At 74.0% G+C, this 25,463-nt stretch carries 19 protein-coding genes; 14 read left to right on the top strand and 5 right to left on the bottom strand.

Annotated elements, in window-relative coordinates; all coding sequences use genetic code 11:
- The first annotated feature begins 1 nt into the window (after position 1).
- Positions 2-1,057 (top strand): threonine synthase, encoded by a 1,056-nt coding sequence (gene thrC / locus Asera_RS19365; RefSeq protein WP_030448039.1) that lies wholly within the window; start codon positions 2-4, stop codon positions 1,055-1,057.
- A 103-nt stretch (positions 1,058-1,160) separates the two neighbouring features.
- Here the strand turns inward: thrC and pdxR are convergent, their stop codons facing one another.
- Positions 1,161-2,582 (bottom strand): MocR-like pyridoxine biosynthesis transcription factor PdxR, encoded by a 1,422-nt coding sequence (gene pdxR, locus Asera_RS19370; protein WP_211255680.1) that lies wholly within the window; start codon positions 2,580-2,582, stop codon positions 1,161-1,163.
- A 47-nt stretch (positions 2,583-2,629) separates the two neighbouring features.
- On the opposite strand from pdxR, the gene Asera_RS19375 reads away from it, so the two are divergent.
- Both Asera_RS19375 and Asera_RS19380 read left to right on the top strand, forming a co-directional pair.
- Positions 2,630-3,610: a DMT family transporter gene (locus Asera_RS19375; protein ID WP_051802661.1), complete on the top strand. Its 981-nt coding sequence runs from the start codon at positions 2,630-2,632 to the stop codon at positions 3,608-3,610.
- Positions 3,601-4,344 (top strand): hypothetical protein, encoded by a 744-nt coding sequence (locus Asera_RS19380; protein WP_030448042.1) that lies wholly within the window; start codon positions 3,601-3,603, stop codon positions 4,342-4,344. The genes Asera_RS19375 and Asera_RS19380 overlap by 10 nt, the downstream gene beginning before the upstream one ends.
- Before the next feature lie 20 nt (positions 4,345-4,364).
- Here the strand turns inward: Asera_RS19380 and Asera_RS19385 are convergent, their stop codons facing one another.
- From Asera_RS19385 to Asera_RS19395, 3 genes are all read right to left on the bottom strand, one after another.
- A complete protein-coding gene (locus Asera_RS19385) occupies positions 4,365-5,051 on the bottom strand; it encodes a response regulator transcription factor (protein WP_030448043.1) in 687 nt (228 codons plus the stop codon).
- Positions 5,048-6,187, bottom strand: a complete 1,140-nt coding sequence (locus Asera_RS19390; protein WP_030448044.1) for a sensor histidine kinase — start codon at positions 6,185-6,187, stop codon at positions 5,048-5,050. Before Asera_RS19390 ends, Asera_RS19385 begins: the two co-directional genes overlap by 4 nt.
- Positions 6,188-6,467: 280 nt before the next feature.
- On the bottom strand, positions 6,468-9,386 hold the full coding sequence (locus tag Asera_RS19395) for a M36 family metallopeptidase (RefSeq protein ID WP_051802671.1): 2,919 nt from the start codon (positions 9,384-9,386) through the stop codon (positions 6,468-6,470).
- A gap of 220 nt (positions 9,387-9,606) precedes the next feature.
- On the opposite strand from Asera_RS19395, the gene thrB reads away from it, so the two are divergent.
- The 9 genes from thrB (at position 9,607) to prfA (ending at position 22,114) form a co-directional block, all read left to right on the top strand.
- Positions 9,607-10,608, top strand: a complete 1,002-nt coding sequence (thrB, locus tag Asera_RS19400) for a homoserine kinase (RefSeq protein ID WP_084132250.1) — start codon at positions 9,607-9,609, stop codon at positions 10,606-10,608.
- A gap of 592 nt (positions 10,609-11,200) precedes the next feature.
- Complete coding sequence (gene rho / locus Asera_RS19405; RefSeq protein ID WP_030448047.1) at positions 11,201-13,177, top strand: transcription termination factor Rho; 1,977 nt, start codon at positions 11,201-11,203, stop codon at positions 13,175-13,177.
- A gap of 152 nt (positions 13,178-13,329) precedes the next feature.
- Complete coding sequence (locus Asera_RS19410; protein WP_051802662.1) at positions 13,330-14,259, top strand: EamA family transporter; 930 nt, start codon at positions 13,330-13,332, stop codon at positions 14,257-14,259.
- A 111-nt stretch (positions 14,260-14,370) separates the two neighbouring features.
- Complete coding sequence (locus tag Asera_RS19415; RefSeq protein WP_030448049.1) at positions 14,371-15,411, top strand: glucose 1-dehydrogenase; 1,041 nt, start codon at positions 14,371-14,373, stop codon at positions 15,409-15,411.
- Between the two features lie 156 nt (positions 15,412-15,567).
- Positions 15,568-18,969: a phosphodiester glycosidase family protein gene (locus Asera_RS19420; protein WP_244843943.1), complete on the top strand. Its 3,402-nt coding sequence runs from the start codon at positions 15,568-15,570 to the stop codon at positions 18,967-18,969.
- Positions 18,970-19,060: 91 nt separating this feature from the next.
- A complete protein-coding gene (locus tag Asera_RS19425; RefSeq protein WP_030448051.1) occupies positions 19,061-19,396 on the top strand; it encodes a PadR family transcriptional regulator in 336 nt (111 codons plus the stop codon).
- Positions 19,393-20,454 carry a hypothetical protein gene (locus Asera_RS19430; RefSeq protein WP_030448052.1) on the top strand — a complete coding sequence of 354 codons (1,062 nt, stop codon included), beginning with the start codon at positions 19,393-19,395 and terminating at the stop codon, positions 20,452-20,454. The genes Asera_RS19425 and Asera_RS19430 overlap by 4 nt, the downstream gene beginning before the upstream one ends.
- A gap of 213 nt (positions 20,455-20,667) precedes the next feature.
- On the top strand, positions 20,668-20,901 hold the full coding sequence (gene rpmE, locus Asera_RS19435) for a 50S ribosomal protein L31 (RefSeq protein ID WP_030448053.1): 234 nt from the start codon (positions 20,668-20,670) through the stop codon (positions 20,899-20,901).
- Positions 20,902-21,022: 121 nt separating this feature from the next.
- Positions 21,023-22,114: a peptide chain release factor 1 gene (prfA, locus tag Asera_RS19440; RefSeq protein ID WP_030448054.1), complete on the top strand. Its 1,092-nt coding sequence runs from the start codon at positions 21,023-21,025 to the stop codon at positions 22,112-22,114.
- Positions 22,115-22,285: 171 nt separating this feature from the next.
- On the opposite strand, the gene Asera_RS19445 is transcribed toward prfA, so the two are convergent.
- Complete coding sequence (locus tag Asera_RS19445; protein ID WP_244843945.1) at positions 22,286-23,815, bottom strand: GGDEF domain-containing protein; 1,530 nt, start codon at positions 23,813-23,815, stop codon at positions 22,286-22,288.
- Positions 23,816-23,905: 90 nt separating this feature from the next.
- On the opposite strand from Asera_RS19445, the gene prmC reads away from it, so the two are divergent.
- Both prmC and Asera_RS19455 read left to right on the top strand, forming a co-directional pair.
- Positions 23,906-24,811 carry a peptide chain release factor N(5)-glutamine methyltransferase gene (gene prmC / locus Asera_RS33210; RefSeq protein WP_051802672.1) on the top strand — a complete coding sequence of 302 codons (906 nt, stop codon included), beginning with the start codon at positions 23,906-23,908 and terminating at the stop codon, positions 24,809-24,811.
- Complete coding sequence (locus Asera_RS19455; RefSeq protein ID WP_030448057.1) at positions 24,808-25,461, top strand: L-threonylcarbamoyladenylate synthase; 654 nt, start codon at positions 24,808-24,810, stop codon at positions 25,459-25,461. Before prmC ends, Asera_RS19455 begins: the two co-directional genes overlap by 4 nt.
- Positions 25,462-25,463: the final 2 nt, after the last annotated feature.

Here is a 25,463-nt window from a genome sequence, read left to right on the forward strand (position 1 = left end):
CGTGCGCACCTGGCGTGGCGTGATCAACGAGTTCGCCGACCGGCTCCCGGTCACCGACACCACCCCGGTCGTCACGCTGTACGAGGGCGGCACGCCGCTGGTGCCGGCCGAGTCGCTGTCGGCCCGCACCGGCTGCACGGTGTACCTCAAGGTCGAGGGGATGAACCCGACCGGGTCGTTCAAGGACCGCGGGATGACGGTGGCGATGTCCAAGGCCATCGAGGACGGCGCGAAGGCGGTCATCTGCGCCTCCACCGGCAACACGTCGGCCAGCGCGGCGGCGTACGCGGCCCGGGCCGGGGTGCTGTGCGCGGTGCTGATCCCGCAGGGCAAGGTCGCGCTCGGCAAGCTGGCCCAGGGGCTGGTGCACGGGGCGAGGCTGCTGCAGGTCGACGGCAACTTCGACGACTGCCTGGCGCTCGCCTCGAAGCTGTCGATCGACTACCCGGTCGCGCTGATGAACTCGGTCAACCCCTACCGGATCGAGGGACAGAAGACGGCCGCGTTCGAGGTGGTCGAGGCGCTCGGCGACGCGCCGGACATCCACTGCCTGCCGGTCGGCAACGCCGGCAACATCACCGCGTACTGGAAGGGCTACGTCGAGGACCACCGCGCCGGCAACGCGACGCGCACGCCGCGGATGTTCGGTTTCCAGGCGTCCGAGTCGGCGCCGATCGTGCGCGGCGAGGTGGTCCGGCAGCCGCAGACCATCGCCACCGCGATCCGGATCGGCAACCCGGCCAGCTGGACCAAGGCGGTCGACGCGCGGGACGCCTCGAACGGGCGCATCGATGCGGTCACCGACCGGGAGATCCTCGCCGCGTACAAGCTGCTCGCCCGCACGGAGGGCGTGTTCGTGGAGCTGGCCAGCGCGGCCAGCGTGGCCGGGCTGCTGCAGTCGGTGCGGGCCGGCCTGATCGAGCGCGGCAGCACGGTGGTCTGCACGGTGACCGGGCACGGGCTCAAGGACCCGGACTGGGCGGTGTCGACCGCTCCGGCGCCGACCACCATCCCGGTCGACGCGCACGCCGCCGCCGCCTCCCTCGGCCTCACCTGATCCGCCGCCGCGGCGGCCCGCGCGGATCCGGCCGGCGCGCGCCGGCCCGGCCAGCTGTACCGGCCGGGGTCCGGCGGCGCCGGTCGGTGCGCGCGGGCGGAGGTCAGTCGCGCCAGGCGGCGGCGAGGGCGGCGATGCCCGCAGTGATCGTGTCCGGGGTCAGGTGTGCGTAGCCGAACACGAACCCGGGCGCGGCGGCCGAACCGTAGTGCCGCAGGCCACGCAGCCGCACGCCGCCGCGCCGGGCCGCGTCGGCCAACGCCACCTCGTCACCGCCGGGCAGGGTGAGCACGGCGTGCAGGCCGGCGGCGACGCCGGTGATCCGCGCGGCCGGCAGGTACCGCCCGACCGCGGCGACCAGGCTGTCCCGCCGGGCGCGGTAGATCCGTTGGCAGCGGCGCAGGTGCGCGTCGTAGCGCCCGGAGGTGAGGAACGCGGCGAGGGTCCGCTGCTCCAGTACCGGGCCGCAGAGGTCGTCGGCGCGCTTGCGCTCGACGATGGCCGGTACCAGCCGCTGCGGCACGACCAGCCAGCCGAGCCGCAGCCCGGAGGCGAGCGACTTGGACACCGATCCGGTGTACGCCACCCGATCCGGCGCGAGCCCCTGCAGCGCGCCGACCGGCGCCCGGTCGTACCGGAAGTCGCCGTCGTAGTCGTCCTCGATCACCAGACCGTCCACCGTGGACGCCCAGGCGACGAGGCGGGACCGGACCTCGGGCGGGTACGCGATGCCGGTCGGGAACTGGTGGGCCGGGGTGACGAGCGCGGCCCGCGTCGCGACCGCGGACAGGTCCGGCCCGGCGTCGCCGACCGGCACCGCCAGCGGCCGCAGCCCGTTGGTACCGACCAGCATCGCGTGCTCCGGCGCGCCCGGGTCCTCGACCGCGATCGTGCCGTGCCCGGCAGCCCCCAGTACCCGGGTCAGCAGGCTGACTGCCTGGGCGACGCCGCCGCAGACGATGATCCGGTCCGGGTCGGCGACCACTCCGCGCCGGCGGGCCAGCACCTCGGCGAGCGCGGCCCGCAGCTCGGGCACCCCGCGGGAGTCGCCGTAGCTCAGGGCCGAGTCCGGGGCGCCGGCCAGCACCTGCCGGTACAGGCTGCCCCAACCGGCGCGCGGGAACAGTCGCGGATCGGCCTGCCCGGGCCGGAAGTCGAACCGGACCGCCGGCCGCGCCGCGCCGTCGGCTCGCCCGGCCGCCGCAGCGGTACCGGAGGCGGCACCCGGTCGCGGTTCCGGCCCGGGTGGGGCGAGGCCGCCGGCGGCGTAGGTGCCGGCACCGGGCCGGCCGGCCAGGTAGCCCTCCGCGCGCAGCTGGTCGTACACGCCGGTGACCAGGCCGCGGGAGACCCCCAGATCGGCGGCGAGGGCACGGGAGGCGGGCAGCCGGGTGCCGGCGGCGATGACGCCGGTGCGGACCGCGTCGCGCAGCGCGGACTCCAGCAGCCGCCGGCGCTGCCGGCGCGGTGCCCGGAGCGCGGGCAGCAGCAGTTCCCACGCCGGACTGGTCCACGAATCCTCCATCGAATTGGACCTTAATCGCGGACCGCTTGGCTGGCTAGCGTGCCGTCATGCTCGCGCGAACCAGCACCCGCCGCTCCGCCGGTACGCCGGCTCCGCACCTGCTCGCCGCCGGCGCGATGGCCCTGATCGGTACCTCGGTGGTCGCCTCCAGCCTGCTTCCGCACTACCCGTATGCCGGTGGGCAGGCGCTGCGGTACGGCGGGGCCGCGGTGATCCTCCTGCCGCTCGCCGCCCGGCGCGGTCCGCGGGTCGCCGTCACCGCGGGCGACCTGGTGCGCCTCGCGCTGCTTGCGGCCACCGGCATGGTCGGGTTCAACCTGGCGATCCTGGCTGCCCTGCGCACCGCCGAGCCCGCGGTACCGGGCGTGTTCATCGCCGCCAGCCCGATCGTGTTCGCGCTGGTCGCGGCGGTGCGCGGCGGGCGGTCGGGTGGCCGGCGGCGGCCGCTCGTCGCCGCCGCGCTGGTCGTGGCCGGGGCGGCGGTGGTGCAGGGCTTCGGCCACAGCGACCTCGCCGGGCTCGGCTGGTCACTGCTGGCGCTGGTGGGCGAGGTGGCGTTCTCGGCCCAGGCGGCGCCGCTGCTGCCCCGGCTCGGCGCGGTCCGGGTCGCTGGGTACGGCTGCGCGCTGGCCGCCGTCGAGGCGCTGGCGGCGGGCCTGGTGATGGACGGGGGCGGCGTGGTGCGGCTGCCCACCGGGGTCGAGGCGGCCGGGCTGGCCTGGCTCACGCTGCCGGTCACCGTGCTCGCGTTCCTCGCCTGGTACACCGCGCTCGGTCGGCTCGGCGCCGCCCGCGCCACGCTGTACTCCGGGGTCACCCCGCTGGTCGCCGCGGCGCTGGCGCCGCTGCTGGGTACCGGCCGGCTCGGCGCGGGGCAACTGGCCGGTGCGGCCCTGGTGGCGAGCGGCCTGCTCGTGGGGCTGGCCGGGCCCGGCGTGCTCGACCGGTTCCGGGTGCGCCGACCGGTTATGCTGCCGGCCGCACGGTGTGACGCGGCGTCGGTGGGGGAGAGGGCGAGATGGCGATGAACGGGGCTCCGCCACCGGACGGCTGGTCACCGCACGGCCGGTCCGGCGCACCGGGGTACGGCCAGCCGCCGGCCGGCCCGGGCGCCTCGCCGTACGGATCGGGGCCCTTCGGCGCTCCGCCGGGCCCGGTCGGCCCGAACGTGCCGTTGATCGCCGACCAGCCGGGCGCCGACTACCCGCCGCCGGTCGGGCCGAACGTGCCGCTGATCGCCGACGAGCCGGGCGCCGGCTACCCGCCGGGGCCGCCGGTCGGCCACCCCGGTGGCCCGGCCGGTTGGCCGGCACCGACGCCACCCCGCCGCGCACCGCGCAGGTCCCACAAGGGGCTGATCATCGGCCTGGTCGGCGGGTTCTGCGTGCTGGTGCTGATCGGCTGCGCGATCGCGGGTTTCAACGTCTGGCAGCACCATCAGCAGGAGCAGGCGACGCTCGCGATCTACCAGCGGATCGGCCGTCCAGACGGGTTCGACCCGCAGGGCGAGCCGCAGAAGCCGCACCACACCGCGCTGACCGCGACCTGGACCGGCCGGTCGGAGCAGGGCGACGACCTGGTCGGTGCGGCCACCGACTGGCTGGGCAAGCACAGCAAGAACCCGCCGAGCCAGCAGGACGTGCAGGACGCGTTCGCGCACGGCCGCACCTTCTACCTGGACGACCAGGCGCCGGCCAACGTCGAGCTGAAACTGTCCAGCGCCAGCCCCGACTACCGGATCGACGTCTCGATCATCTCCTGACTCCGGCGGGCACCGCGCGCTCAGGCGATCCGGTAGCCGACGCCGGGCAGGGTGGTGAGCACCGGTGGGTCGCCGAGCTTGCGGCGCAACCGGCCGATGGTCACTGTCACGGTGTTGGTGAACGGGTCGGCGTGCTCGTCCCACACCCGGTCGAGCAGGTCCTCGGCGCTCAGGTAGCCGGGGCTCGCGCGCAGCAGCGCGGCCAGTACGGCGAACTCCTTGACCGACAGCTCGACCCGCCGCCCGGCGCGCGACACGGTGCGGCGCACCGGATCCAGCTCGATCCCGGCGGCCCGCAGGGTGCGCGGCCGGGCCTGCGGCCGCCGCCGGGCGAGCGCGTGGATGCGCAGGATCAGCTCGGGGAAGTGGAACGGCTTGGTGAGGTAGTCGTCGGCGCCGGCCGACAGCCCGTCCACCCGGTCGTCCGGCGAGCCGGCGGCGGTGAGCATCAGTACCATCGCGCGCTCGCCCGGCTCGTCGGCGATCGTCCGGGCCGGCCGGCCGTCGGTGATCATCCGGCACAGCGCGTCGCCGTGGATGCCGGGCAGGTCGCGGTCGAGGACCACCACCTCGTACCGGTTGCGGTCCAGCCGGGCGGCGCCCTCGATCCCGTCGTACGCCACGTCGACCGCCATCCCGGCGTCGCGCAGCCCCTCGGCGATCACCTCGGCGAGTGCCCGCGCGTCCTCCACCACGAGCACCCTCACGTCGCGCTCCGCGGCAGTCGTACGGTCGCGGTCAGGCCGCCGGTCGCCGGGGCGTCGAGGTCGAGCCGGCCGTGGTGCGCGGCGGCGATCGCCGCGACGATCGACAGGCCGAGGCCGGAGCCGGTGTCCGAGCCGGTCCGGTCGGCGGCGAGTCGCCGGAACGGCCGGGTCAGCTCGCCCAGCTGCGCCGCATCGAGCACCGGGCCGCCGGTGGCGACCGTCAGCCGCGCCTCGCCGTCGGTGGCCGCGGTGGTGATCCGGATCCAGCCGTCCGGCGCGTTGTGCACGACCGCGTTGTCGACCAGGTTTGCCACCAGCCGGGCGAGCAGCGTGCGGTCTCCCGCGCCGACCGCGTCGTCGGTGCCGTCGAGCGTCACCGTCAGCCGGCGTACCGCGATCTGGTCGGCGCGGTCGGCCAGCGTGTCCGCGACCAGCGCGGCGAGCGGGACCGCGGTGCGCTCGCGCAGCGCGCCGTGCTCGGCGCGGGCCAGCGCCAGCAGGCCGGACAGCAGCCCGTCGACCCGGTCCAGTTCGGTCCGGATCCGGCCGGCGAGCGCCACGGTCTGCGGCGCCGGATCGGGCTTGGCGACGGCGACGTCCAGCGAGGCGCGCATGGTGGTCAGCGGGGTACGCAGCTCGTGCGACGCGTCGGCGACGAACCGGCGCTGGGCGGCGAACGACGCCTCCAGCCGGGCGAGCAGCCCGTCGATCGTGTCGGCCAGCTCCTTCACCTCGTCGTCCGGCCCCGGTACGGCCAGCCGCCGGTCCAGGTTCGCCGCGGAGATGGCCTGCGTGGCCGCGGTGATCTCGCGGAGCGGGCGCAGCACCCGCCGCGCCATGCCGGTACCCAGCGGTACCGACAGCACCGCCAGCACCGCGAACGCGATCAGGCAGCCGAGCAGCAGCTGCCGGGTCTGGCTGGTGTGCGCCTCGGCCAGCTGGGCCTGCAGCTGGCGCACCTGCTCGGTGGCCGCTGTGCTGTCGGTGCCCGGCACCCGCTGCGAGACCGCCCGGTGGGTCTGCGTCCCGAACCCGTACGCGAGCGCCAGCAGCAGCGCGCCGGAGCCCAGGAACAGCCCGGTGTACAGGGCGGTGAACCGGACCCGGACGGTGCGGCGGAGCGCGCGACGTGCCATCGCCTCAGCATGCCGCGCCCGACCTAACACCACGGTGACAACCGGACGCGCGGGGACGGTACGTCGATCCCGCCCGGGCCGCCCGGCCGGAACAGAATTGGTCCAGCTACCTAGGCTGCCTGGCGCGGTGCGCCCGGCACCACGGTGACCAGGCATCCGTCGGCTGGGCCGGACGGTCGCGCCGGCTCCCGCTCCCGCGGCGGGCAGCCGCCGGTCGGGCCACACGCAACGGGGCGCGACCCCGGTCGGGTCGCGCCCCGTTACGCGGCGAAGCGGCGGGTCAGCTCGGCGCGCCGTGCACCAGCACCTCGGTGCTGTCGACGTAGAAGCAACCGGAGACCGGCTGCTTCGCGCAACTGATGCCGTAGTCGGTCACCTGCGAGCCGAGGATCGTGTAGCGCAGGTACTTCACCCCGGTCGCGCCCGCGGTCAGCGACACCGTCGTGTACTTCCGGAACGCGTCCGGGCCGAAGTGGCCCTGGGCCGCCACCGTCCAGGTCTTGCCGTCGGTCGACGTCTCCACCTGGTAGTCGCCGGCCGACGCCGACTGGTCGTCCCCGCAGGTCGCGGACGGGTCGATGCGTAGCTCGGAGATGTCCACCGCGGTGGGCAGCGCCACCGTGACGTGCCGCGGGTCGATCCCGACACCGTCGGTGCCGCCGACCACGTCGGAACCCCAACCGTGCCCCTGCGTCGCGTCGTACAGCCCGTCCGGGCCGCAGTCGGGGGTGAAGTCGGGGCCGTTGAAGTCGGCGATGCTGGCGCCGCCGGACACCGCCGCCCAGTCGCGGGTGAGCGACCAGTCGGCGGTGGTGCCGTTGGACGACACCGAGATCGACCGTTCGGCCGACTGCTCGTACCCGGGTCCGCTGGCGAACACCTTCGGGTACGTACCGGCCGGGATCCCGCCGATCGAGTAGTGCCCGTCCGCGTCGGTCACGCCGGCGAAGTCGCCGAGGTAGCCGGAGGCGTGCCCGCCGAACGCGACCGTCGCCCCGGTCACCGCGCCGCCGTGCGCGTCGGTGACGGTGCCGGAGACGGTACCGGTCGGGGTGCCCTTGGCCGGTGGCATCGAGTAGTCCTCCACCGGCTGCGTGTCGTCGCCCGACAGGGAGCCGGCGAAGTAGCCCATCCCGCGGTGTGCGAACACCTGCCAGATCGCCTTGTGCGCCTTGCCGTGGTTGACCACGGTGTCGGCCATCAGGATGGCGTTGCGCTCGTCCAGGAACGACGGGTTGTTCGCGGACAGCTCCATCGCCCGGGTCACCAGCGACTCGGCGAGCCGGCTGCCCAGCTTCGACCGCAGGTCCCACAGCGTCTCGGCCCAGATCTCGCCGTCGGCGTGCACTTCCACGCCGCGCGAGGAGATCTTGCCGAAGTCGCCGTACGTGTAGCCGCCCGGCCCGGCGGCCTTCGTGCCCGGGCACACCGTCGCCGGGGCGCCGACCGCGCAGTCCAGCGGCTGGGTCCGGATCGTCTGCCCGTGCCCGACGTAGATGCCGATGTTCAGGTCGCCCGAGCGGCCCGGGTGGTCGACGAAGTAGTGGTCGTCGACGAGGAAGTCGTAGGCGTAGAAGTCGCTCCACGCCTCGCCCATCGAACCGGCCTGCACGTTGCCCAGCGTGGACAGCCCGTTCGCATCCACCACCAGCCGGTTGGACAGCCCGTGGGTGTACTCGTGGTACACCACGTCCGCCTCGTCGCCGCCGTTGGACGGGATGAACCCGTCGGTCTGGTCGGCCGGGTCGTTCCACAGGTACATCTGCATCCGCGGCGACTGGCCGTCGGGCGGGGTGGCCATGTTCGCGTTGTCGACGTGGTTGGGGTCCGGCAGCCCGTCGGCGGTGTTGGCGCCGTCGTCCGGTTCGGCCTGGACCGCGTCGCCGTCGCGGGCATCGAAGTTGCCGGCCGCGCGGGTGAACCCGATCGGCCGCGCCGCCAGGTGGTCGTGGTACTTGCCGAGGAAGTAGAACACCTGCGCGGCGTTCTGCTTCCGGTTGGCCTGCCACGAGTTCGGCGTGTTCGGATCCCACGAGCACGCGTACGCCGCCGAGCAGCCCTTGCCGGGGTTCTGCGCGTCGAAGTTGGTGAAGCCGAAGGCGAACGAGCCGTTCGCGTTGGCCGGCACCTCCTCGCCGGCGTCCGGCTGGTCGTTGTCGTTGAGATCGGAGTAGACGTGCGCGTTGGTGCCGTTCAGCGTGCTGGCGCCGGGCGACAGCCAGCCGGGCGCGGTCAGGCTGCGGTTGCGCGCCGTCCCGCCGCGCGGCGCGCCCGGGTAGTTGTCCCAGACGGTGGCGCGGGCCGACTCGTTGTCGACCAGGTCCTGGCGGTACAGCACCCGGCCGGTGCGGGCGTCGAGCACGTGCAGGTACATCTGGCCCTTGGCCGGCGTGGTGACGGTCTGCCAGGCGAGCCGCGGGCCGTGCACCGTCTCGAACACCACCTGGCGGGCGGTGTCCCCGCCGCTGAAGGTGGTCTCGCCGCCGGCGATCTTGGCCGGCCGCTTCGTCGCGGTGCGGCCGGTGTTGCGCACCGCGGCGCGGCGGGCCGCGGCGGCCGACAGGCTCGCCGTACCGACCGTGGCCGGCAGCGAGGCGACCGGCGAGCCGAGCACGTTGATCAACCGGCCGGTGCGCGACACGTTGGCCTGCAGCCCGTTGCCGAATACCGGCACCCCGGCCACGTTCTGGGTGTACGAGAGGTGGTGGGTGCCGGTGATGTCCACGTAGTCGCGGCGCAGGGTCAGGTTGGCCACCGCCGCGTCCGACAGGCCGAACACGTCGCGGTGGGCGCGCACGTAGCCCAGCGCGACGTCGGTGGCCTTCGCCCACGAGGTACCGGTCAGGTACCCGTCGGTGTTCGCCACCTCCCGGGCGGTACCGGTGAGCGGGTCGATGTCGACGATCCCCTCGGTACCGAGCTGGTGGCGCAGCGCGGTCACCCCGGCGGCCGGCTTCGCCGCGGTACGGGCGTCACGCGCGGTCAGGGTGCGGCGCGCGCCGGGGTCGTCGGTCCGGGCGTCGTAGTTGGCCAGCGGCAGCGCGTCGGCCGAGGCGGCCGCGCCGCCCGGCGCGGCGTGGCCGGCGGGTGCCGACTGCGCGGGCGCCGCGGCGGCGAGCAGCAGCGCACCGCTGAGGCCGGCGAGGACGGGCAGCAGCCGGCGCCGCCGGCCAGCGGCTGATCGGGATGGTGTTGACATCTGCACCCCTTGTTCTGAGGTCGATGGAACGGCAGACACGGGGGATAAGTCGGTCCGCCCGAGGCAGAGTGCACCAGACGAGGCGCCGGTCACAAGGCAGGTCGGGGAAATGTCATCGGAAGTCCGGTTGACCGCCCGGACCCGCCGTCCGGTTGGTACGGCCGTGGGACACGCCTGGCCCGTCGGCACCGCTGCGAGTGCGCGATGGTGAGATGACGTCATGTCCGATGCGCATCAGCCCGGCCAGCAGGTGCCTGACCAGCAGTTGCCTGATCAGCGGCCGCCCGGCGAGCACGGGCCGGCGCCGGAGCCGGTGGCCGGTGACGGCTGGGTCCGGGTCCGGGTGCCGGCCACCAGCGCCAACCTCGGTCCCGGCTTCGATGCGCTCGGCCTGTCGCTCGCCCGCTACGACGAGGTCGCGGCGCGTATCAGCGACGACGGCGTCCGGGTCACCGCCACCGGCGAGGGTGCCGGCGCGGTGCCGACCGACGGCAGCCACCTGGTCGCGGCGACCGCGCTGGCCACGTTCGACCGGCTCGGCGGCCGGCCGCCGGGGCTGGAGCTGCGCTGTACCAACCGGATCCCGCACGCGCGCGGGCTCGGCTCCTCGTCCGCCGCGATCGTCGCCGGCGTCCTCCTCGCCGCCGCCCTGACCGGTACCGACCTGCCGACCGCGACAGCGCTGCGCTGGGCGGCGGCCGCCGAGGGCCATCCGGACAACGTTGCCCCCTGCCTGTACGGCGGGGCCACCATCGCCTGGACCGACCCCGTCGACGGCGCCCGCGCGGTACGGCTGGAGCCGGTCGCCGGCCTGCAGCCGGTGGCCCTGGTGCCGGCGGTGCAGGGCCGCACGGCGCAGGCCCGGGCGCTGCTGCCGGCGCAGGTACCGCACGCCGACGCGGCCGCCACCGCCGGCCGGGCGGCGCTGCTGGTCCATGCGCTGACCGTGGCGCCGGAGCTGCTGCTGGCGGCGACCGAGGACCGGCTGCACCAGCGCTACCGCGAGCCGGCGATGCCGGCCAGCCTGGCCCTGGTCGACTCCTTGCGTACGGCGGGCGTGCCGGCCGTGCTCTCCGGCGCCGGGCCGACCGTCCTCGCTCTCCTGAGCGGCGACGTTACTGCAGGTCAACGGCGTGTTGGCGAGGTACTGGCGGAGGCCGGTGCGGGATTTGTGACACTGCCGCTGGCGGTGGATGCGGCAGGCGCTAGAGTTTGCAGCTGAGTGGTCCCGTGGTCGGGGGGCCGGCGTTTCGAGCCGCGCGTCGCGTCCACGTGACCGTCGGCGGTGTCCGCTGCGGTGGCGTCGTCGCGGCCAGCCAGGCGCGGCGCGCGACACACGGGAACACATCCCACCCGGATGTTGTTGCCCCAGGTAGGCACCGACGACTACGCTCAACGGTGGTACAGCCGCCCGTCGCGATCTCCCCGGGCAAGTGCTCCCCAAGGACACGTTCTTTGTCGGCAGTGCATCTGTGCAGATCAATGCATCTGAACAGTCGACCGTCGCGAGGCCGATCCCACCGGGCGGGCTTCCCGAGAGACAGACTCCCGATGGTCCGGTTCCTCCCCAAAGCCAGCGGCCCTCGGTGGGTAGCACGTACCCGCAGGGCCGGTCGCGGGCCGGGGCTGCGAGCTGGGAGGTGTCGCACCCGCGGTTCATCATGGCGGCAGGTCCGGTCCCGCAGCACAGCGGAGCCGGTTCGGCAGCCAGGGCAGTACCAACCTTCGACGCGAGCGACGAAGGTGCACCCGAGGCTCGGTGTGAGACGACAGCACCACCGCCGAGGCCCGGTCAGAACGAGGGAAGGAATCCATTGAGCGACACCACCGACCTGAAGTCGGGTTCCGCCGAGGCGAGTGCGGACGCCGGTCAGCCTTCGACCGGCACCGGCACCACTCGGCGTCGGCGCTCCGGCACCGGCCTGTCGGCCATGCTCCTGTCGGAACTGCAGACCCTGGCTTCGTCGCTCGGCATATCGGGTACTGGCCGGATGCGCAAGGGCGAGCTGATCGCCGCCATCCAGGAGAAGCAGGGCGGTGGCGCGGCCGCCGCCGAGAGCCGGGTGCCGCGCCAGGCGGAGCGGACGACCGGCGCGACCCAGCCGGAGGTGGCCATGGCCGACCAGCAGGCACTGCCAGGTACCACTGCCTCGGCGTCCACCGGCACCGGTGGCCGCACCCGGCAGCGGACCACCCGGTCCGCCGGTGCGACCGAGTCCCGCGGTGAGCGAGACACCAAGGCGCGCGGCGAGTCGAGCGAGTCCGCCCAGCCCGAGCGCGCGGCGGCGGAGCGCGCCGACCAGTCCCGCGGCGAGCAGTCCGGCCGTGGCGAGCAGTCCGGTCGCGGCGAGGGCGGCCGGGGCGACGGCAACCGCGCCGAGCAGGGCGGTCGCGACGGCAACCGCGGCGAGCAGTCCGGCCGCGACGGCGGCAACCGGAGCGACCGGAGCAACGACCGGCCGCGCGGTGACCGACACCAGAACGACCGGGGCGGCAACGACCGCGGCGGCAGCGACCGGGGCGGCAACGACCGGGGCGGCCGGCACGACGACGACGGTGACGGCAGCGGCCGGCGCCGGGGCCGCCGGTTCCGGGACCGCCGGCGCGGCGGCAGCGGCCGCGAGCGCACCGGCGAGAACGAGCCGCAGCTGTCCGAGGACGACGTGCTGCTGCCGGTCGCCGGCATCGTCGACGTGCTGGACAACTACGCGTTCATCCGCACCAGCGGCTACCTGGCCGGCGCGAACGACGTCTACGTCTCCAACTCGCAGATCCGGAAGTACGGTCTGCGCCGCGGCGACGCGGTCACCGGCGCGGTGCGCCAGCCCCGGGAGGGCGAGCAGCGCCGCGACAAGTACAACCCGCTCGTTCGGCTGGACACGATCAACGGGATGGACCCCGAGGAGTCGAAGCGGCGCCCGGAGTTCTACAAGCTCACCCCGCTGTACCCGCAGGAGCGGTTGCGACTGGAGACCGAGCCGAACATCTTCACCACCCGCATCATCGACCTGATCACCCCGATCGGTAAGGGCCAGCGGGCGCTCATCATGAGCCCGCCGAAGGCCGGCAAGACGATGGTGCTGCAGGCGATCGCGAACGGCATCACCACCAACAACCCGGAAGCGCTGCTGATGGTGGTGCTGGTGGACGAGCGGCCGGAAGAGGTCACCGACATGCAGCGGTCGGTGAAGGGCGAGGTCATCGCGGCCACGTTCGACCGCCCGCCGTCGGACCACACCACGGTCGCCGAGCTGTCCATCGAGCGGGCGAAGCGGATGGTGGAGCTGGGCCACGACGTGGTCGTGCTGCTCGACTCGATCACCCGCCTCGGCCGGTCGTACAACCTGGCCGCGCCGGCGTCCGGGCGCATCATGTCCGGCGGTCTGGACTCGACCGCGCTGTACCCACCGAAGCGGTTCCTGGGCGCGGCCCGCAACATCGAGAACGGCGGCTCGCTGACCATCATCGCCACCGCGCTGGTCGAGACCGGCTCGGTGATGGACACGGTCATCTTCGAGGAGTTCAAGGGCACCGGTAACTCGGAGCTCAAGCTCGATCGCAAGATCGCCGACAAGCGGATCTTCCCCGCGGTCGACGTGAACGCCTCGAGCACCCGGCGCGAGGAGATCCTGCTGGCGCCGGACGAGCTGGCGATCGTGCACAAGCTGCGCCGGGTGCTGCACGCGCTCGACCCGCAGCAGGCGATCGACCTGCTGCTCGACCAGATGAAGAAGACGAAGACCAACGTCGAGTTCCTGATGCAGATCCAGAAGTCGACGCCGGGGGAGTAGCCCCGGACCGGCCCCACCGCGGCCCGCCACCGGTACCGGTGGCGGGCCGCGGTGCGTTCCGCCGTCCCAGCATGTGGTCGGCGCGGGTGTGGTCCGCCACGTCGCCGCCTCCCGGGCCGCCAGGCGGGGCGCGATCCGGCAGGCTGGAGGCCATGAGTCTGCTCGTCAGCACCGGGTCGCCGGGCCCGGGCGGGGCTGCGCTGCCGGCCCGCCTGGCGCGCTCGGCCGTCGGCGCGGTGCCGCCGACGATGCTCATCCTGCTCGGCATCGTGTCCATCCAGGTGGGCGCGGCCCTGGCGAAGAACCTGTTCGGGGTGTTCCCGCCGAGCGCGGTGGTCGCGGTCCGGCTGCTCGCGGCGGCCGTGGTGCTGGTCTGCGTGGCCCGGCCCAGCCTGCGCGGCCACAGCCGCGCCGATCTGGCCATGGTGGCCGTGTTCGGGTTGACCATCGCGGTGATGAACTCCGCCATCTACCAGTCGATGGCGCGCATCCCGATGGGCGTGGCGGTCACCGTGGAGTTTCTCGGCCCGCTGGTGGTGGCGGTGGTCGGCTCGCGCCGGGTGCGCGACCTCGCCTGGGTGGCGCTCGCCGGCGGCGGCGTCGTGCTGCTCGCGGAGGGCGGCGGTGGCGTCGACGCGCTCGGCATCGGATTCGCGCTGCTGGCCGCGGCGGCCTGGGCCGGCTACATCGGCCTGTCGGCGCAGACCGGACGACGATTCCCCGGTACCGGCGGGCTCGCGGTGGCGATGTCGGTGGGTGCGGTGGCCGCCGCGCCGCTGGGGGTGGCGCAGGGCGGTGCGGCGTTCCTGGATCCGAAGCTGCTCGCGTTCGGCGCCGGGGTCGGCCTGCTGTCCTCGGCCCTGCCGTACGCGCTGGAGCTGGAGGCGCTGCGGCGGATGCCGCCGCGGGTGTTCAGCATCCTGATGAGCCTGGAGCCGGCGGTGGCCGCGCTGGTCGGGCTGATCGCGCTGGGCGAGCTGCTGCGGGTACGGCAGTGGGTGGCGATCGGCTGCGTGATCGTGGCGAGCATCGGCGCCACCCGCGGCGGCGGGCGCCGCGGCGCGGCCGTCGGCGAGGACTGAACGCCTGCGCACGCAGACCGTCCGGTGTGGACGAGCGACCTGCGATGCTGTTCGGTCCGCCGTACCGTGGAACGGTCCGTACACAGCAGTGCGTCGGGAAGCAGGTAGAGCGTGCTAGCGATGACCGTGGTGCCGGGACAGCCGGACAGCGCCGCCGCAACCGAGCGCGAGCAACCCGCGCCCGCCGAGGGCGACGTGCTCGTGCAGGGCCTGGCGGTGGGGATCTGCGGTACCGACCACGAGGTGGTCGCCGGCGCGCACGGGGCACCGCCGGCCGGCCGCTCGGATCTGGTGATCGGGCACGAGTCGCTGGGCCGGGTGGTGTCGGCGCCGGACGATTCCGGGCTGCACGCCGGTGATCTGGTGGTGGGCATCGTGCGCCGGCCCGACGACTGCGACTGCTGCCGGGCCGGGCTGTGGGACTACTGCCGGACCGGCAACTACGTCGAGCGCGGCATCAAGGGCGCCGACGGCTACGGCGCGCAGCAGTGGCGGGTGCCGGCGAAGTTCGCGGTACGGGTGGCCGACAGTCTCGCGAGCACCGGGGTGCTGCTCGAGCCGACCACCGTGGTCGCGAAGGCCTGGGAGCAGATCGACCTGGTCCGGGCCCGGGTTCCCGCCCTGCCGAACCCGGTCGCGCTGATCACCGGCGCCGGGCCGATCGGGCTGCTGGCGGCGCTGCTCGCGGTGCAGCGCGGCTACGACACGCACGTGTACGACCGGGTCTCGGACGGGCCGAAACCGCAGCTGGTGGCCGATCTGGGCGCCACGTACCACTCGGGGGAGCTGGCCGACCTCAAGCTCGCGCCGGACGCGGTCGTCGAGGCGACCGGTGTCGGGGCGCTGGTGTTCGCGATCAGCGAGATGACCGCGCCGAACGCGGTGATCTGCCTGACCGGCATCTCGTCGGGTACCCGGGACATCCAGGTCGGCGCGGACGAGCTGAACGCGCGGATGGTGATGGGCAACGACGCGATCGTCGGCTCGGTGAACGCGAACCGGACGCACTACGAGCAGGCGGCGACGGCGCTGGAGAACGCGGACGTGCGCTGGCTGGAGCGGCTGATCACCCGGCGGGTGCCGATCGCCTCCTGGCCGGACGCGCTCACCCGGCAGCCCGGCGACGTCAAGGTGGTCGTCGAGCTGTCCTGACCGGCGGTACGCCCCGGATGGCCGACTCCGGCGGGCCCGGCCCGGTTGGAGTTTTCCTCCGCGTCATGGTGTGGTCTTGTAGAAAGTCATCCGGGTGCGATTGACTGGGCACTTCGTCGGCGGACGAGGTGCCGACAGTCACCTGGAGGAGTCATCGTGTCCGTCCCCGGGACACCCGTGGCCAGGCCATCGCGGCGGCGGCGCGGGATCGCCGCGCTCGCGGTGGCGTCGACCGTCGCGCTCGGTCTCACCGCGCCCGGCCTGACCCAGCCGGCCCGTTCGGCACCGCCGGTCCGCACCGTCGCGGCCGTCGACACGGTGCCGAACTCGGTCGAGATCAACCGCACCACCCGGCCGGTCGCGCCGGGCGTCACGCTCGCCTCGTTCGACCGGTACGAGTCGGAGGGGTGGCTGCGGGCGCAGTCGCTGTCGGTGGACCTGTCCGGCGGCAACGGCGTCGACTACCTGTCGGCCGACCCGGTCGCGAGCGACCAGACGATCCGCGAGCAGGTGAAGGTGCAGCCGCGCGCGGTCGCCGCGATCAACGGCGACTTCTTCGACATCAACGACACCGGTGCGCCGGAGGGCGTCGGCATCTCCGGCGGCACGCTGGTCAAGTCGCCCAACGACGACTGGCACAACGCCGTCGGCATCGACGCGAGCGGCGCCGGCCGCATCCTCCAGGTGTACTTCGACGGCACCCTGACGCTGCCGTCCGGCACGGTGCAGCTGGCGCAGTACAACGGAACCCGGATCGGCAAGGACGGGATCGGGGAGTACACCAGCGCCTGGGGTGCGATGTCGCGCACCCGGCCGGTGCAGGCCTCCGCCGACACCGCGGAGGTGACCGTCCACGATGGACACGTCGCGACCGCGGCCACCGCGCCCGGCGCGGGCGAGATCGCGAAGGGCGACTACGTGCTGGTCGGCCGGGAGGCCGGGGCGGACTCGTTGCGGGCGCTCAAGGTCGGTGACCCGGTCTCGGTCTCGTACTCGCCGCGCACCAGCGACGGCTCGACGCTGCGCACGGCGATCGGCGGCAACCAGATCCTGATCAAGGATGGTGCGGTGCAGTCGCCGCCGGACGACCAGTACGCGGCGCGCGGCGCGGTCGGGTTCAACCGGGACGGCTCGAAGATGTACCTGCTGACCGTGGACGGCAAGCAGACCAACAGCGCCGGCATCTACGTCGCCGAGCTGGCGAAGATGATGCAGGAGCTGGGCGCCTACAACGCGATCAACATCGACGGCGGCGGCTCCTCGACGCTGTTCGCCCGCAAGGTCGGCAGCTCTGAGCTCGCCCTGGAGAACAGCCCGTCGGACGGCTCCGAGCGCCCGGTCGCCAACGGTCTCGCGATCACCGCGCCAGCCGGATCCGGGAAGCTGACCGGGTTCTGGGTCAGCACGAAGGCGGATCCGGAGAACGCGCCGACCGTCGACCCGCAGCCCGGCGGCCACCCCGACCGGGTGTTCCCCGGCCTGACCCGCCGGCTGTCCGCCGCCGGCTACGACGAGACGTACGGTCCGGCCGCCGGGACGCCCGCCTGGCTCGCCGCACCCGGTACGGTCGGCAGCGTCGACCGCGCCGGCGTGTTCCACGCCCGCCACTCCGGCACCGTCACGGTGACCGCCCATCGCGGCGCCGCCCGCGGAAAGGTGAAGCTGCACGTGCTGGGATCGCTGACCCGGATCGGCGCGGACACCGGCCGGGTCGGGCTCGCCGACGGCTCGGCGACCGGTGACTTCGGCGTCGTCGGGTACGACGCGTCCGGCTACACCGCGCCGATCGAGCCGGCCGACGCCACCCTCGACTACGACCACTCGCTGCTGTCCATCGGTACCGACGCGGACGGCAACTTCACCGTCAAGGCGAAGAAGGACTCCGGGGCCGCCCTGGTGACCGTCCACGTCGGACGGTTCACCACCCAGGTGCCGGTGACGGTTGGGCTGACCGACGAGCCGGTCGCGAACTTCGACGACGCGGCGCAGTGGAGCTTCAGCGCCGCCCGCGCCACCGGTTCGCTGTCGGCTGCCGCGGACGGGCACACCGGCACCGCGCTGTCGATGTCGTACGACTTCACCCAGTCGACCGGCACCCGCGCCGCCTACGCGAAGCCGCCGGCGCCGATCACCGTGCCGGGCCAGCCGCAGGCGTTCGGGATGTGGCTGTACGGCAACGGGCACGGCGAGTGGCCGACGCTGGACTTCATCGACGCGCAGGGCACCCACCAGCTGCTGCGCGGTGACTACATGACCTGGACCGGCTGGAAGTACATCGAGATCGGGGTACCCGCCGGAGTGGCGTATCCGTTGACGCTGAGCCGGTTCTACGTCGCCGAGACCCGCGCGGACACCCAGTACCAGGGGTCGCTGATGCTCGACGACCTGGTGGCGAAGGTACCGCCGGCGGTGGACACCTCGGCCCCGCCGACTGTGCGCGACCCCGTGGTGATCCAGGACGGTACGCTCGCCGGCCGGCACTGGCGGTTCGCGGTGATGTCCGACGCGCAGTTCGTCGCCCGCGACCCGGATTCGGCGATCGTCGCCTCGGCCCGCCGCACGCTGCGCGAGATCAAGGCGGCCAAGCCGGACTTCCTGATCATCGACGGTGACCTGGTCGACGAGGGTTCGCCGGCGGATCTGGCGTTCGCCCACCAGGTGCTCACCGAGGAGCTCGGCGACGCCGTGCCCTGGTACTACGTACCGGGCAACCACGAGGTGATGGGCGGCAAGATCGCCGACTTCACCGCCGAGTTCGGCCCGGCGCAGCAGGTGTTCGACCACACGGGCACCCGGTTCATCACCCTGGACACCTCCAGCCTGGGCATCCGTACCGGTGGGTTCGACCAGATCGAGCTGCTGCGCCAGCAGTTGGATGCGGCGGCCACCGACCGCTCCGTGTCGTCGGTGGTGCTGGTCGAGCACGTACCCCCGCGGGACCCGCTGCCGCAGCAGGGCAGCCAGCTGTCCGACCGCAAGGAGGCGGCGCTGGTCGAGTCCTGGCTGGCCGACTTCGGCCGCCGTACCGGCAAGGGCGTCGGCTTCGTCGGCGGCCACGTCGGCGTGTTCCACGCCTCCCACGTCGACGGCGTGCCCTACCTGATCAACGGCAACTCGGGCAAGAACCCGGCGGCGCCGGCGGACCAGGGCGGGTTCATCGGCTGGACCGAGTTCGGGGTGAACCCGGTCTCCGCGCACGAGCAGGCGCAGCGGCGGGCCGACCCGTACGGCGCCGGGCCGTCCGACTGGCTCGCCGCCCGGATCCGGCCGCAGACCGACACCGTCACGCTCACCGCGCCGGACCACCTCGCGGTGGGCAAGACCGGGACCGCCTCGGCGTCGCTGACCCAGCAGGACAACACCGTGCCGGTGGCGTACCCGGTCAGCGCCGACTGGTCCGCCTCCCGCGGTGTCCGGTTCGGTGACCGGCGCGGCGGGAGCGACGTCGTCGCGTACGACCCGGTGTCCGGCACGCTGACCGGGCTGCGCCGCGGTACGGCCACGCTCACCGTGGATGTCAACGGCGTCCGCGACACGGTGACCATCACCGTCGCCTGACCGCAACACGCCGGAGGGCCGGAGCCACCACTCCGGCCCTCCGGCGCGTCCGGCACCCGATATATATCGCCTACCGGTATATAGTGCCAGCATGAGCGAGCCGCCGCTGCGCGAACCGACGTTCCTGATCCTGACCGCGCTGGCCGACGAGCCCCGGCACGGCTACGCGGTGATCGAGGAGGTCGACCACATCTCCGCCGGCTCGGTCCGGCTGCGCGCCGGCACCCTGTACGCGGCGCTCGACCGGCTGCGCGCCGACGGCCTGATCGAGGTCGACCGCGAGGAGGTCGTGCAGACCCGGTTGCGCCGGTACTACCGGATCACCGCCGAGGGCGCCCGCCGCCTCGCCGCGGACGCGGCCCGGATGCGCCGGCACGCCACCGCCGCCGCCCGCCGCCTCGGCCGGTTCGCGGGTGGCACCGCATGACCCCGCTGGAGCGGCGCTACCGCCGGCTGCTCGCCCTCTACCCGCCCGCCCACCGCCGCGAGTACGAGGACGAGATGGTCACCGTCCTGCTCGCCGACACCGCACCGGGCCGCGACCGCCCATCGGTCGCCACCATTGCCGACCTCCTGCTCGGCGCCGCCACCGTCCGGCTACGCACCGCCCGCCGCTGGCTCGCCGGCGACGCCTGGCGCCGCGCCGCGCCGCTCGCCGCGAAGCTGGTCTGCCTGCTGCTCGCGGCTCGTGCGGTGCCGGTGCTCGGGCTGGCTGCAACGGCGGTGGGCGGCCCGCTTGGCTGGCGGTCCACGCTGCTGACGTCCGCTGCCGGCTCCCTGGCCTGGCTCGCGGTCGTAGCGCTGTCGCTCGGCGGCCGGCGAGCGCCGGCCACCGCCGTGGCGGGCGCGCTGACTGTCGCCGGTGCAGCGGGCATGCTGCTCGATGAGGGGATCGCCGAACGGCTGTCGATCTCCGGCTGGTACCTCGTCGTGTTCGGCGCCACCGCCACTGTCGCCGTGGCGATCCGGCCTTCCCCCGTGCCGCCGCACCGCCTCCTCGGCGTCGCCCTCGGGGTCGCCGTGGCTGTCACCCCCGGACTCGTGCAGCTCGCCCGCCGGCCGCTGCCGTTCGAGTGGTTCTGGATCGCGCCGATCGGGATCGATCCGCTGAGCCTGACGGCGCTCGGGGCGGCCGCGCTGGGGCTGGTGACCTGGCTGGTCGCGGCGCGGCGGCTCGGGTTCGCGGTCGCGGCCCGGATCGCCGTGCTGCTCGTACCGGGGGCCGCGGTCCGCGTCCTGCTCGGCCCTGCCGGCCAGGGACACCTGCTGGTCGACGCGGTGCGGCCGGCGTGGGCTGCCGTCGCGGCCGGGGTGGCCGCGCTGGTGTCGTTCGGTCTCGCGCTGATCGTCCTGACCGTGGTGGAACGGGTGGTTCGGCTCGTCCTGCTCGGTCGGATGGTCGAAGCGGAGCGGGCATCCGGCGGTGCCGCGGAGCCGCTACCTGACGGTCGGCCGGCGGGCTCGGGCCGCGACTGGCGGTCGTGACGCCTCGGCGTCACCGGGCGGCGGTCCGGCATCGTGGCGCCGTCCAGGAAGTGTCCGGTACGGGCGGGCATAAGTGGCGGGGTGGGGGCGTTACCCAGGCGGTGTGGTTGTGGGAGCACGTGCCACACTGGTACGACGGCCCGTTTGAGGTTCCGGTTCACGCCGTGGCGACAGGCGCCTGGCGACCCGGCGACCTACCTGGAGAGGACCCCCATGAAGAGTGGCATTCACCCGCAGTACCAGGCAACCGAGGTGACCTGTTCCTGCGGCAACTCGTTCACCACGCGCAGCACCGCGTCGGGCGGCTCGATTCACGTCGAGACGTGCAACGCCTGCCACCCGTTCTACACCGGCAAGCAGCGCATTCTGGACACCGGCGGCCGGGTCGCCAAGTTCCAGCAGAAGTACGCCAAGGCCCGCGCCGCGCAGGCCAAGGCCGGCAAGTAGCGACCACGACGGCGCTCGCCGCCCGATCCGTGACGGATCGGGCGGTGGGCGCCGTTTCGTCTGTCCACGGGGTCGGTCGACCCGGCCCCGGTCCGCGTGACGGTGAAGGGGAGCGATGGCGATGGACACGCCCGGTGGTGACCGGCTCGGTGAGCTGCGCGACGAGTACCAGCAGCTGGAGCAGCGGCTGGCCGATCCCGCGTTGCACGCCGACGCCAACGAGGCGCGCCGGGTGGGCCGCCGCTACGCCGAGCTGGGCCCGATCGTGCGCACCGCCGGCGAGCTGGACACCGCCCGTGCCGACCTGTCCGCGGCCACCGAGCTCGCCACCGAGGACGCGTCGTTCGCGCCCGAGGTCGACGCGCTGACCACGGTGATCCCCAAGCTGGAGGAGCGGCTGGCCGAGCTGCTCGCGCCGCGCGACCCCAACGACGGCAAGGACGTCATCCTGGAGATCAAGGCGGGGGAGGGCGGCGACGAGTCGGCGCTGTTCGCCGGCGACCTGCTCCGGATGTACCTGCGGTATGCGGAGCGGCACGGCTGGGTCGCCGAGGTCATCGACGCCGAGGAGACCGACCTGGGCGGTTACAAGGACCTGTCGGTCGCGATCAAGACCAAGGGCATCCCCGAGGGCGGCATCGGTGTCTGGGCGCGGCTGAAGTTCGAGGGCGGCGTGCACCGGGTCCAGCGGGTACCGGTGACCGAGTCGCAGGGCCGCATCCACACCTCGGCGGCCGGCGTGCTGGTACTGCCCGAGGCCGAGGACGTCGACGTCACGATCGACCCGAACGACCTGCGCATCGACGTGTACCGCTCGTCCGGGCCGGGTGGCCAGTCGGTCAACACCACCGACTCCGCGGTGCGCATCACGCACCTGCCGACCGGCATCGTGGTGTCCTGCCAGAACGAGAAGTCGCAGCTGCAGAACAAGGAGCAGGCGCTGCGCATCCTGCGGGCCCGGCTGCTCGCCGCCGCGCAGGAGGAGGCCGACGCCGCCGCATCCGACGCCCGGCGCTCGCAGGTGCGTACCGTAGACCGGTCGGAGCGGATCCGCACCTACAACTTCCCGCAGAGCCGGATCACCGACCACCGCATCGGCTTCACCGCCTACAACCTCGACCAGGTACTCGACGGCGACCTGGACGCAGTCCTCGACGCCCTCGCCGAAGCCGACCGCGCCGCCCGCCTGACAGGAACCGAACTCCGACGTTAGGGGCGCCCCCGCCCGCCCCGGCCGCGAACGTTGATCAAGGGATCCGAACGTTGATCAAGGGATCCGGTCATCGGGTCCTGCCGCGATGTGCCCGATTCCCTTGATCGACGTCGGCATCCCTTGATCAACGATCGACGTCGGCATCCCTTGATCAACTTGAGGGGGCCGGGGTCACGAGGCGCGGGCGGCGTGCTTGGCGGCGTACATGGCGCGGTCGGCCAGTTCGAAGCCGTTCTGGACGCCGGAGCGCAGGTCGAGCTCGGCCCAGCCGATGCTGACGGTGATCGGGGTGCCGGGCACCAGGGCGTCCCAGTCCTCGGTGCCGAACGTGCCGATCACCCGGTTGCCCACCTCGTACGCCTCGGGCAGCTGCGCGCCGGGCAACACCACCACGAACTCGTCCCCGCCGTAGCGGGCGACGAAGTCGCCGCGGCGCATCACCCGGGCGAGCAGCCCGGCGGCACGTTGCAGTACCGCGTCGCCGGTGAGGTGGCCGTGCACGGTGTTGACCGCCTTGAACGAGTCGAGGTCGAGCACCCCGATCACGCCGCGCTCGCTGCGGTCGGCCATCGCGGCGACGTGCTGCTCCAGGTGCCGCCGGTTCGGCAGGCCGGTGAGCGGGTCGGTGAGCGCCTCGTCGGCGTAGCGGGCGACGGTGGCCCGCAGATCGTCGTGGTCCAGCCGGGCTTCGACCCCGTCGATGAACAGGTCGCGCAGCCGGTCGATGGCCTGCGCGGTGAGCCGGAACGCCTCCCGGTCGGCCTGGTGCGCGGCGGCGTGGTCGCCGGCCGCCGCGTACGCGAGGGCGCGCAGTCGCGGCGGCTCCGAGGCGCCGAGGGTGCGGGCGTCCACGCTGATCCGCTCCAGCCGGGTCACCGCCTGTTCCGGCCGGCCGTCGGCGATGTCCAGGCAGACCGCGCCGAGCGCGCGCAGGTCACCCACCAGCGGGTCGTGGCTGCGCGGCTCGCCGAGCCACGGGTACGCCGGCATCGGCGCGGGTTCGCCGAACGCGGTGAGCCGCGCGAGCGCGTAACCGACGTAGGGCCGGTCCATCTCGGGCAGCTGGGCCTGCGCCTGCTGCGGCGCGCCGGGTAGCTGGCCGAGCACGTCGCGCAGGATCCGGATGCAGCCCTCCGCGTCGCCGCGGTGGTCCAGCGACACCGCGAGCCGCACCCGTACCTCCGGGATCACGTACTCGGCGCCGGGCAGCCCGGCGGCCGCCGCCATCCGCCGGCCCCGGTCGACCGCGCCGAGGGCGTGCCCGTGGAACCCGATCAGCGAGTACGTGGTGGCGAGGTCGATCCAGGCGTCCGCCGCCTCCGGTACCGGTCGGCTCACCAGGCCCAGCGAGCGGGAGCTGCGCACCAGATGGGTCACGCAGCGATCCAGCGAACCGCCCAGGTAGGCCACGTACGCGGCGTGCGCGTGCAGCTCGCCCAGGTGGCTCGGTTCGGGGTAGTCGCGGATCAGCTCGAACGCCCGGTCCAGCGCCGCCGGGCACTCGTTGTACCGGCCGAGGTTGATCAGGCAGCCGATCTTGGCGAGGATCGCGTACGCCAACGTCCGGGTGTCACGCGACTCGCCGAGCACGCGGTCGACGAGGCGTTCCGCCTCGTCGGATCGGCCGGCTCGGATGAGCCGGCGCACCTCGTCTCGATAGTCGTCGGCCCGCGCCGCCAAGCCGGCACTCGGCCATGCCACGCTGCGACCTCCCCCGGCTGTCCATCCGACCTGCCGCACGGCCCGGCGCGGTCCGGCGTGGATGATGGATGCGTGCAACGAGAAGACCGGATCGGTAGCGCTCCGGATACGCCAGACCGTACGCCAGCAAGGGTCGTTCTGGCCAGCGCTGCCCGACTTCTCGCGGCCGCCGGCGTGGCCAGTCCGCGGGTGGACGCCGAGCTGCTCGCGGCGCACGTGCTGGGGGTGTCGCGGGGCCGGCTGGTGCTGCTGGACGGGGTGGACCGGACCGATCGGGACAAGATCGACGCGCTGGTGGCGCGCCGCGCCGCCGGCACCCCGCTGCAACACCTGACCGGGGTCGCCGCGTTCCGGCACCTGGAGCTTGCGGTCGGCCCCGGCGTGTTCGTCCCGCGACCCGAGACCGAGCTGCTGGTCGACGCCGGTCGCGCGCTGCTGAGCCGGCCCGACCCGCTCGTGGTCGACCTGTGCGCCGGGTCCGGCGCGCTCGGCCTGGCCGTCGCGAACGAACTGCCCACCGCCCGGGTGGTACTGGTCGAGCACGATCCGGCCGCGCTGCGCTACCTGCGCCGGAACGCGGAGTCCCGGCAGGCGGCCGGCGACCCGGCGGTACGGCTGGTCGACGCGGACGTCACCGCCGACCCGCTGCTGCCCGACCTGACCGGCACCGTCGACCTGGTGCTGACCAACCCGCCGTACGTGCCGACCGGCACTCCGCTGCCGCCCGACGTGGCCGGCGCCGACCCGGACCGTGCGCTGTACGGCGGGGCCGACGGCCTCGCGGTGATCCGCCCGCTGGTCCGGGCCGCGGCCCGGCTGCTGCGGCCCGGCGGCGCGCTGGTCATCGAGCACGACGACACGCACGGCACGGCGGTGCCGCGGCTGCTGGTCGCCGCCGGGTACGCCGAGGTCGCCGACCACCGCGACCTCGCCGGCCGGGACCGGTACTCCACCGCTCGGCGCCCGCCGGCGGGGTGGAAGACTGCACCCTCGTGACGTTGTACGACTGCCGTACCGAGGCGGGCCGCGCCGCCGGCCTGACCGCCGCGGCCGCCACCATCCGCGCCGGCGGGCTGGTGGTGCTGCCCACCGACACGGTGTACGGGATCTCCGCCGATGCGTTCGACCCGGCCGCGGTGCGCGCGCTGCTCGCCGCGAAGGGGCGCGGCCGGACCATGCCGCCGCCGGTCCTGGTCGGCGAGCCGGAGCAGCTGGCGAGGCTGGCGCCCGCCGCGCACCCGGTCGCGCACGCGCTCGCGGACCGGTACTGGCCGGGCGGGTTGACCGTCGTGGTGCCGCACGCGCCCGAGCTGACCTGGGACATCGGCGACACCGGCGGTACCGTCGGGGTGCGGATGCCGGCCGACGAGATCGCCCTGGAGCTGCTGCGCCGCACCGGCCCGCTCGCCACCTCCAGCGCCAACCGCACCGGCGTCGCCCCCGCGGCGACCGCTGCCGACGCCCGCGACCAGCTGGGCGACGCGGTGGCCACCTACCTGGAGGCGGGCGCGAGTACCGGCGGGGTCGCCTCCACGGTGCTCGATCTCGCCTCGTCGCCGCCGCGGCTGGTCCGGGCCGGCGCCGTCCCGGCCGCCGAACTGCGTGAACTGCTGCCCGATCTGACCGACTCGGTGTCCGCCTCGTAGCG

Origin of the sequence: Actinocatenispora sera (assembly GCF_018324685.1) — a bacterium.
Classification (GTDB): domain Bacteria; phylum Actinomycetota; class Actinomycetes; order Mycobacteriales; family Micromonosporaceae; genus Actinocatenispora; species Actinocatenispora sera.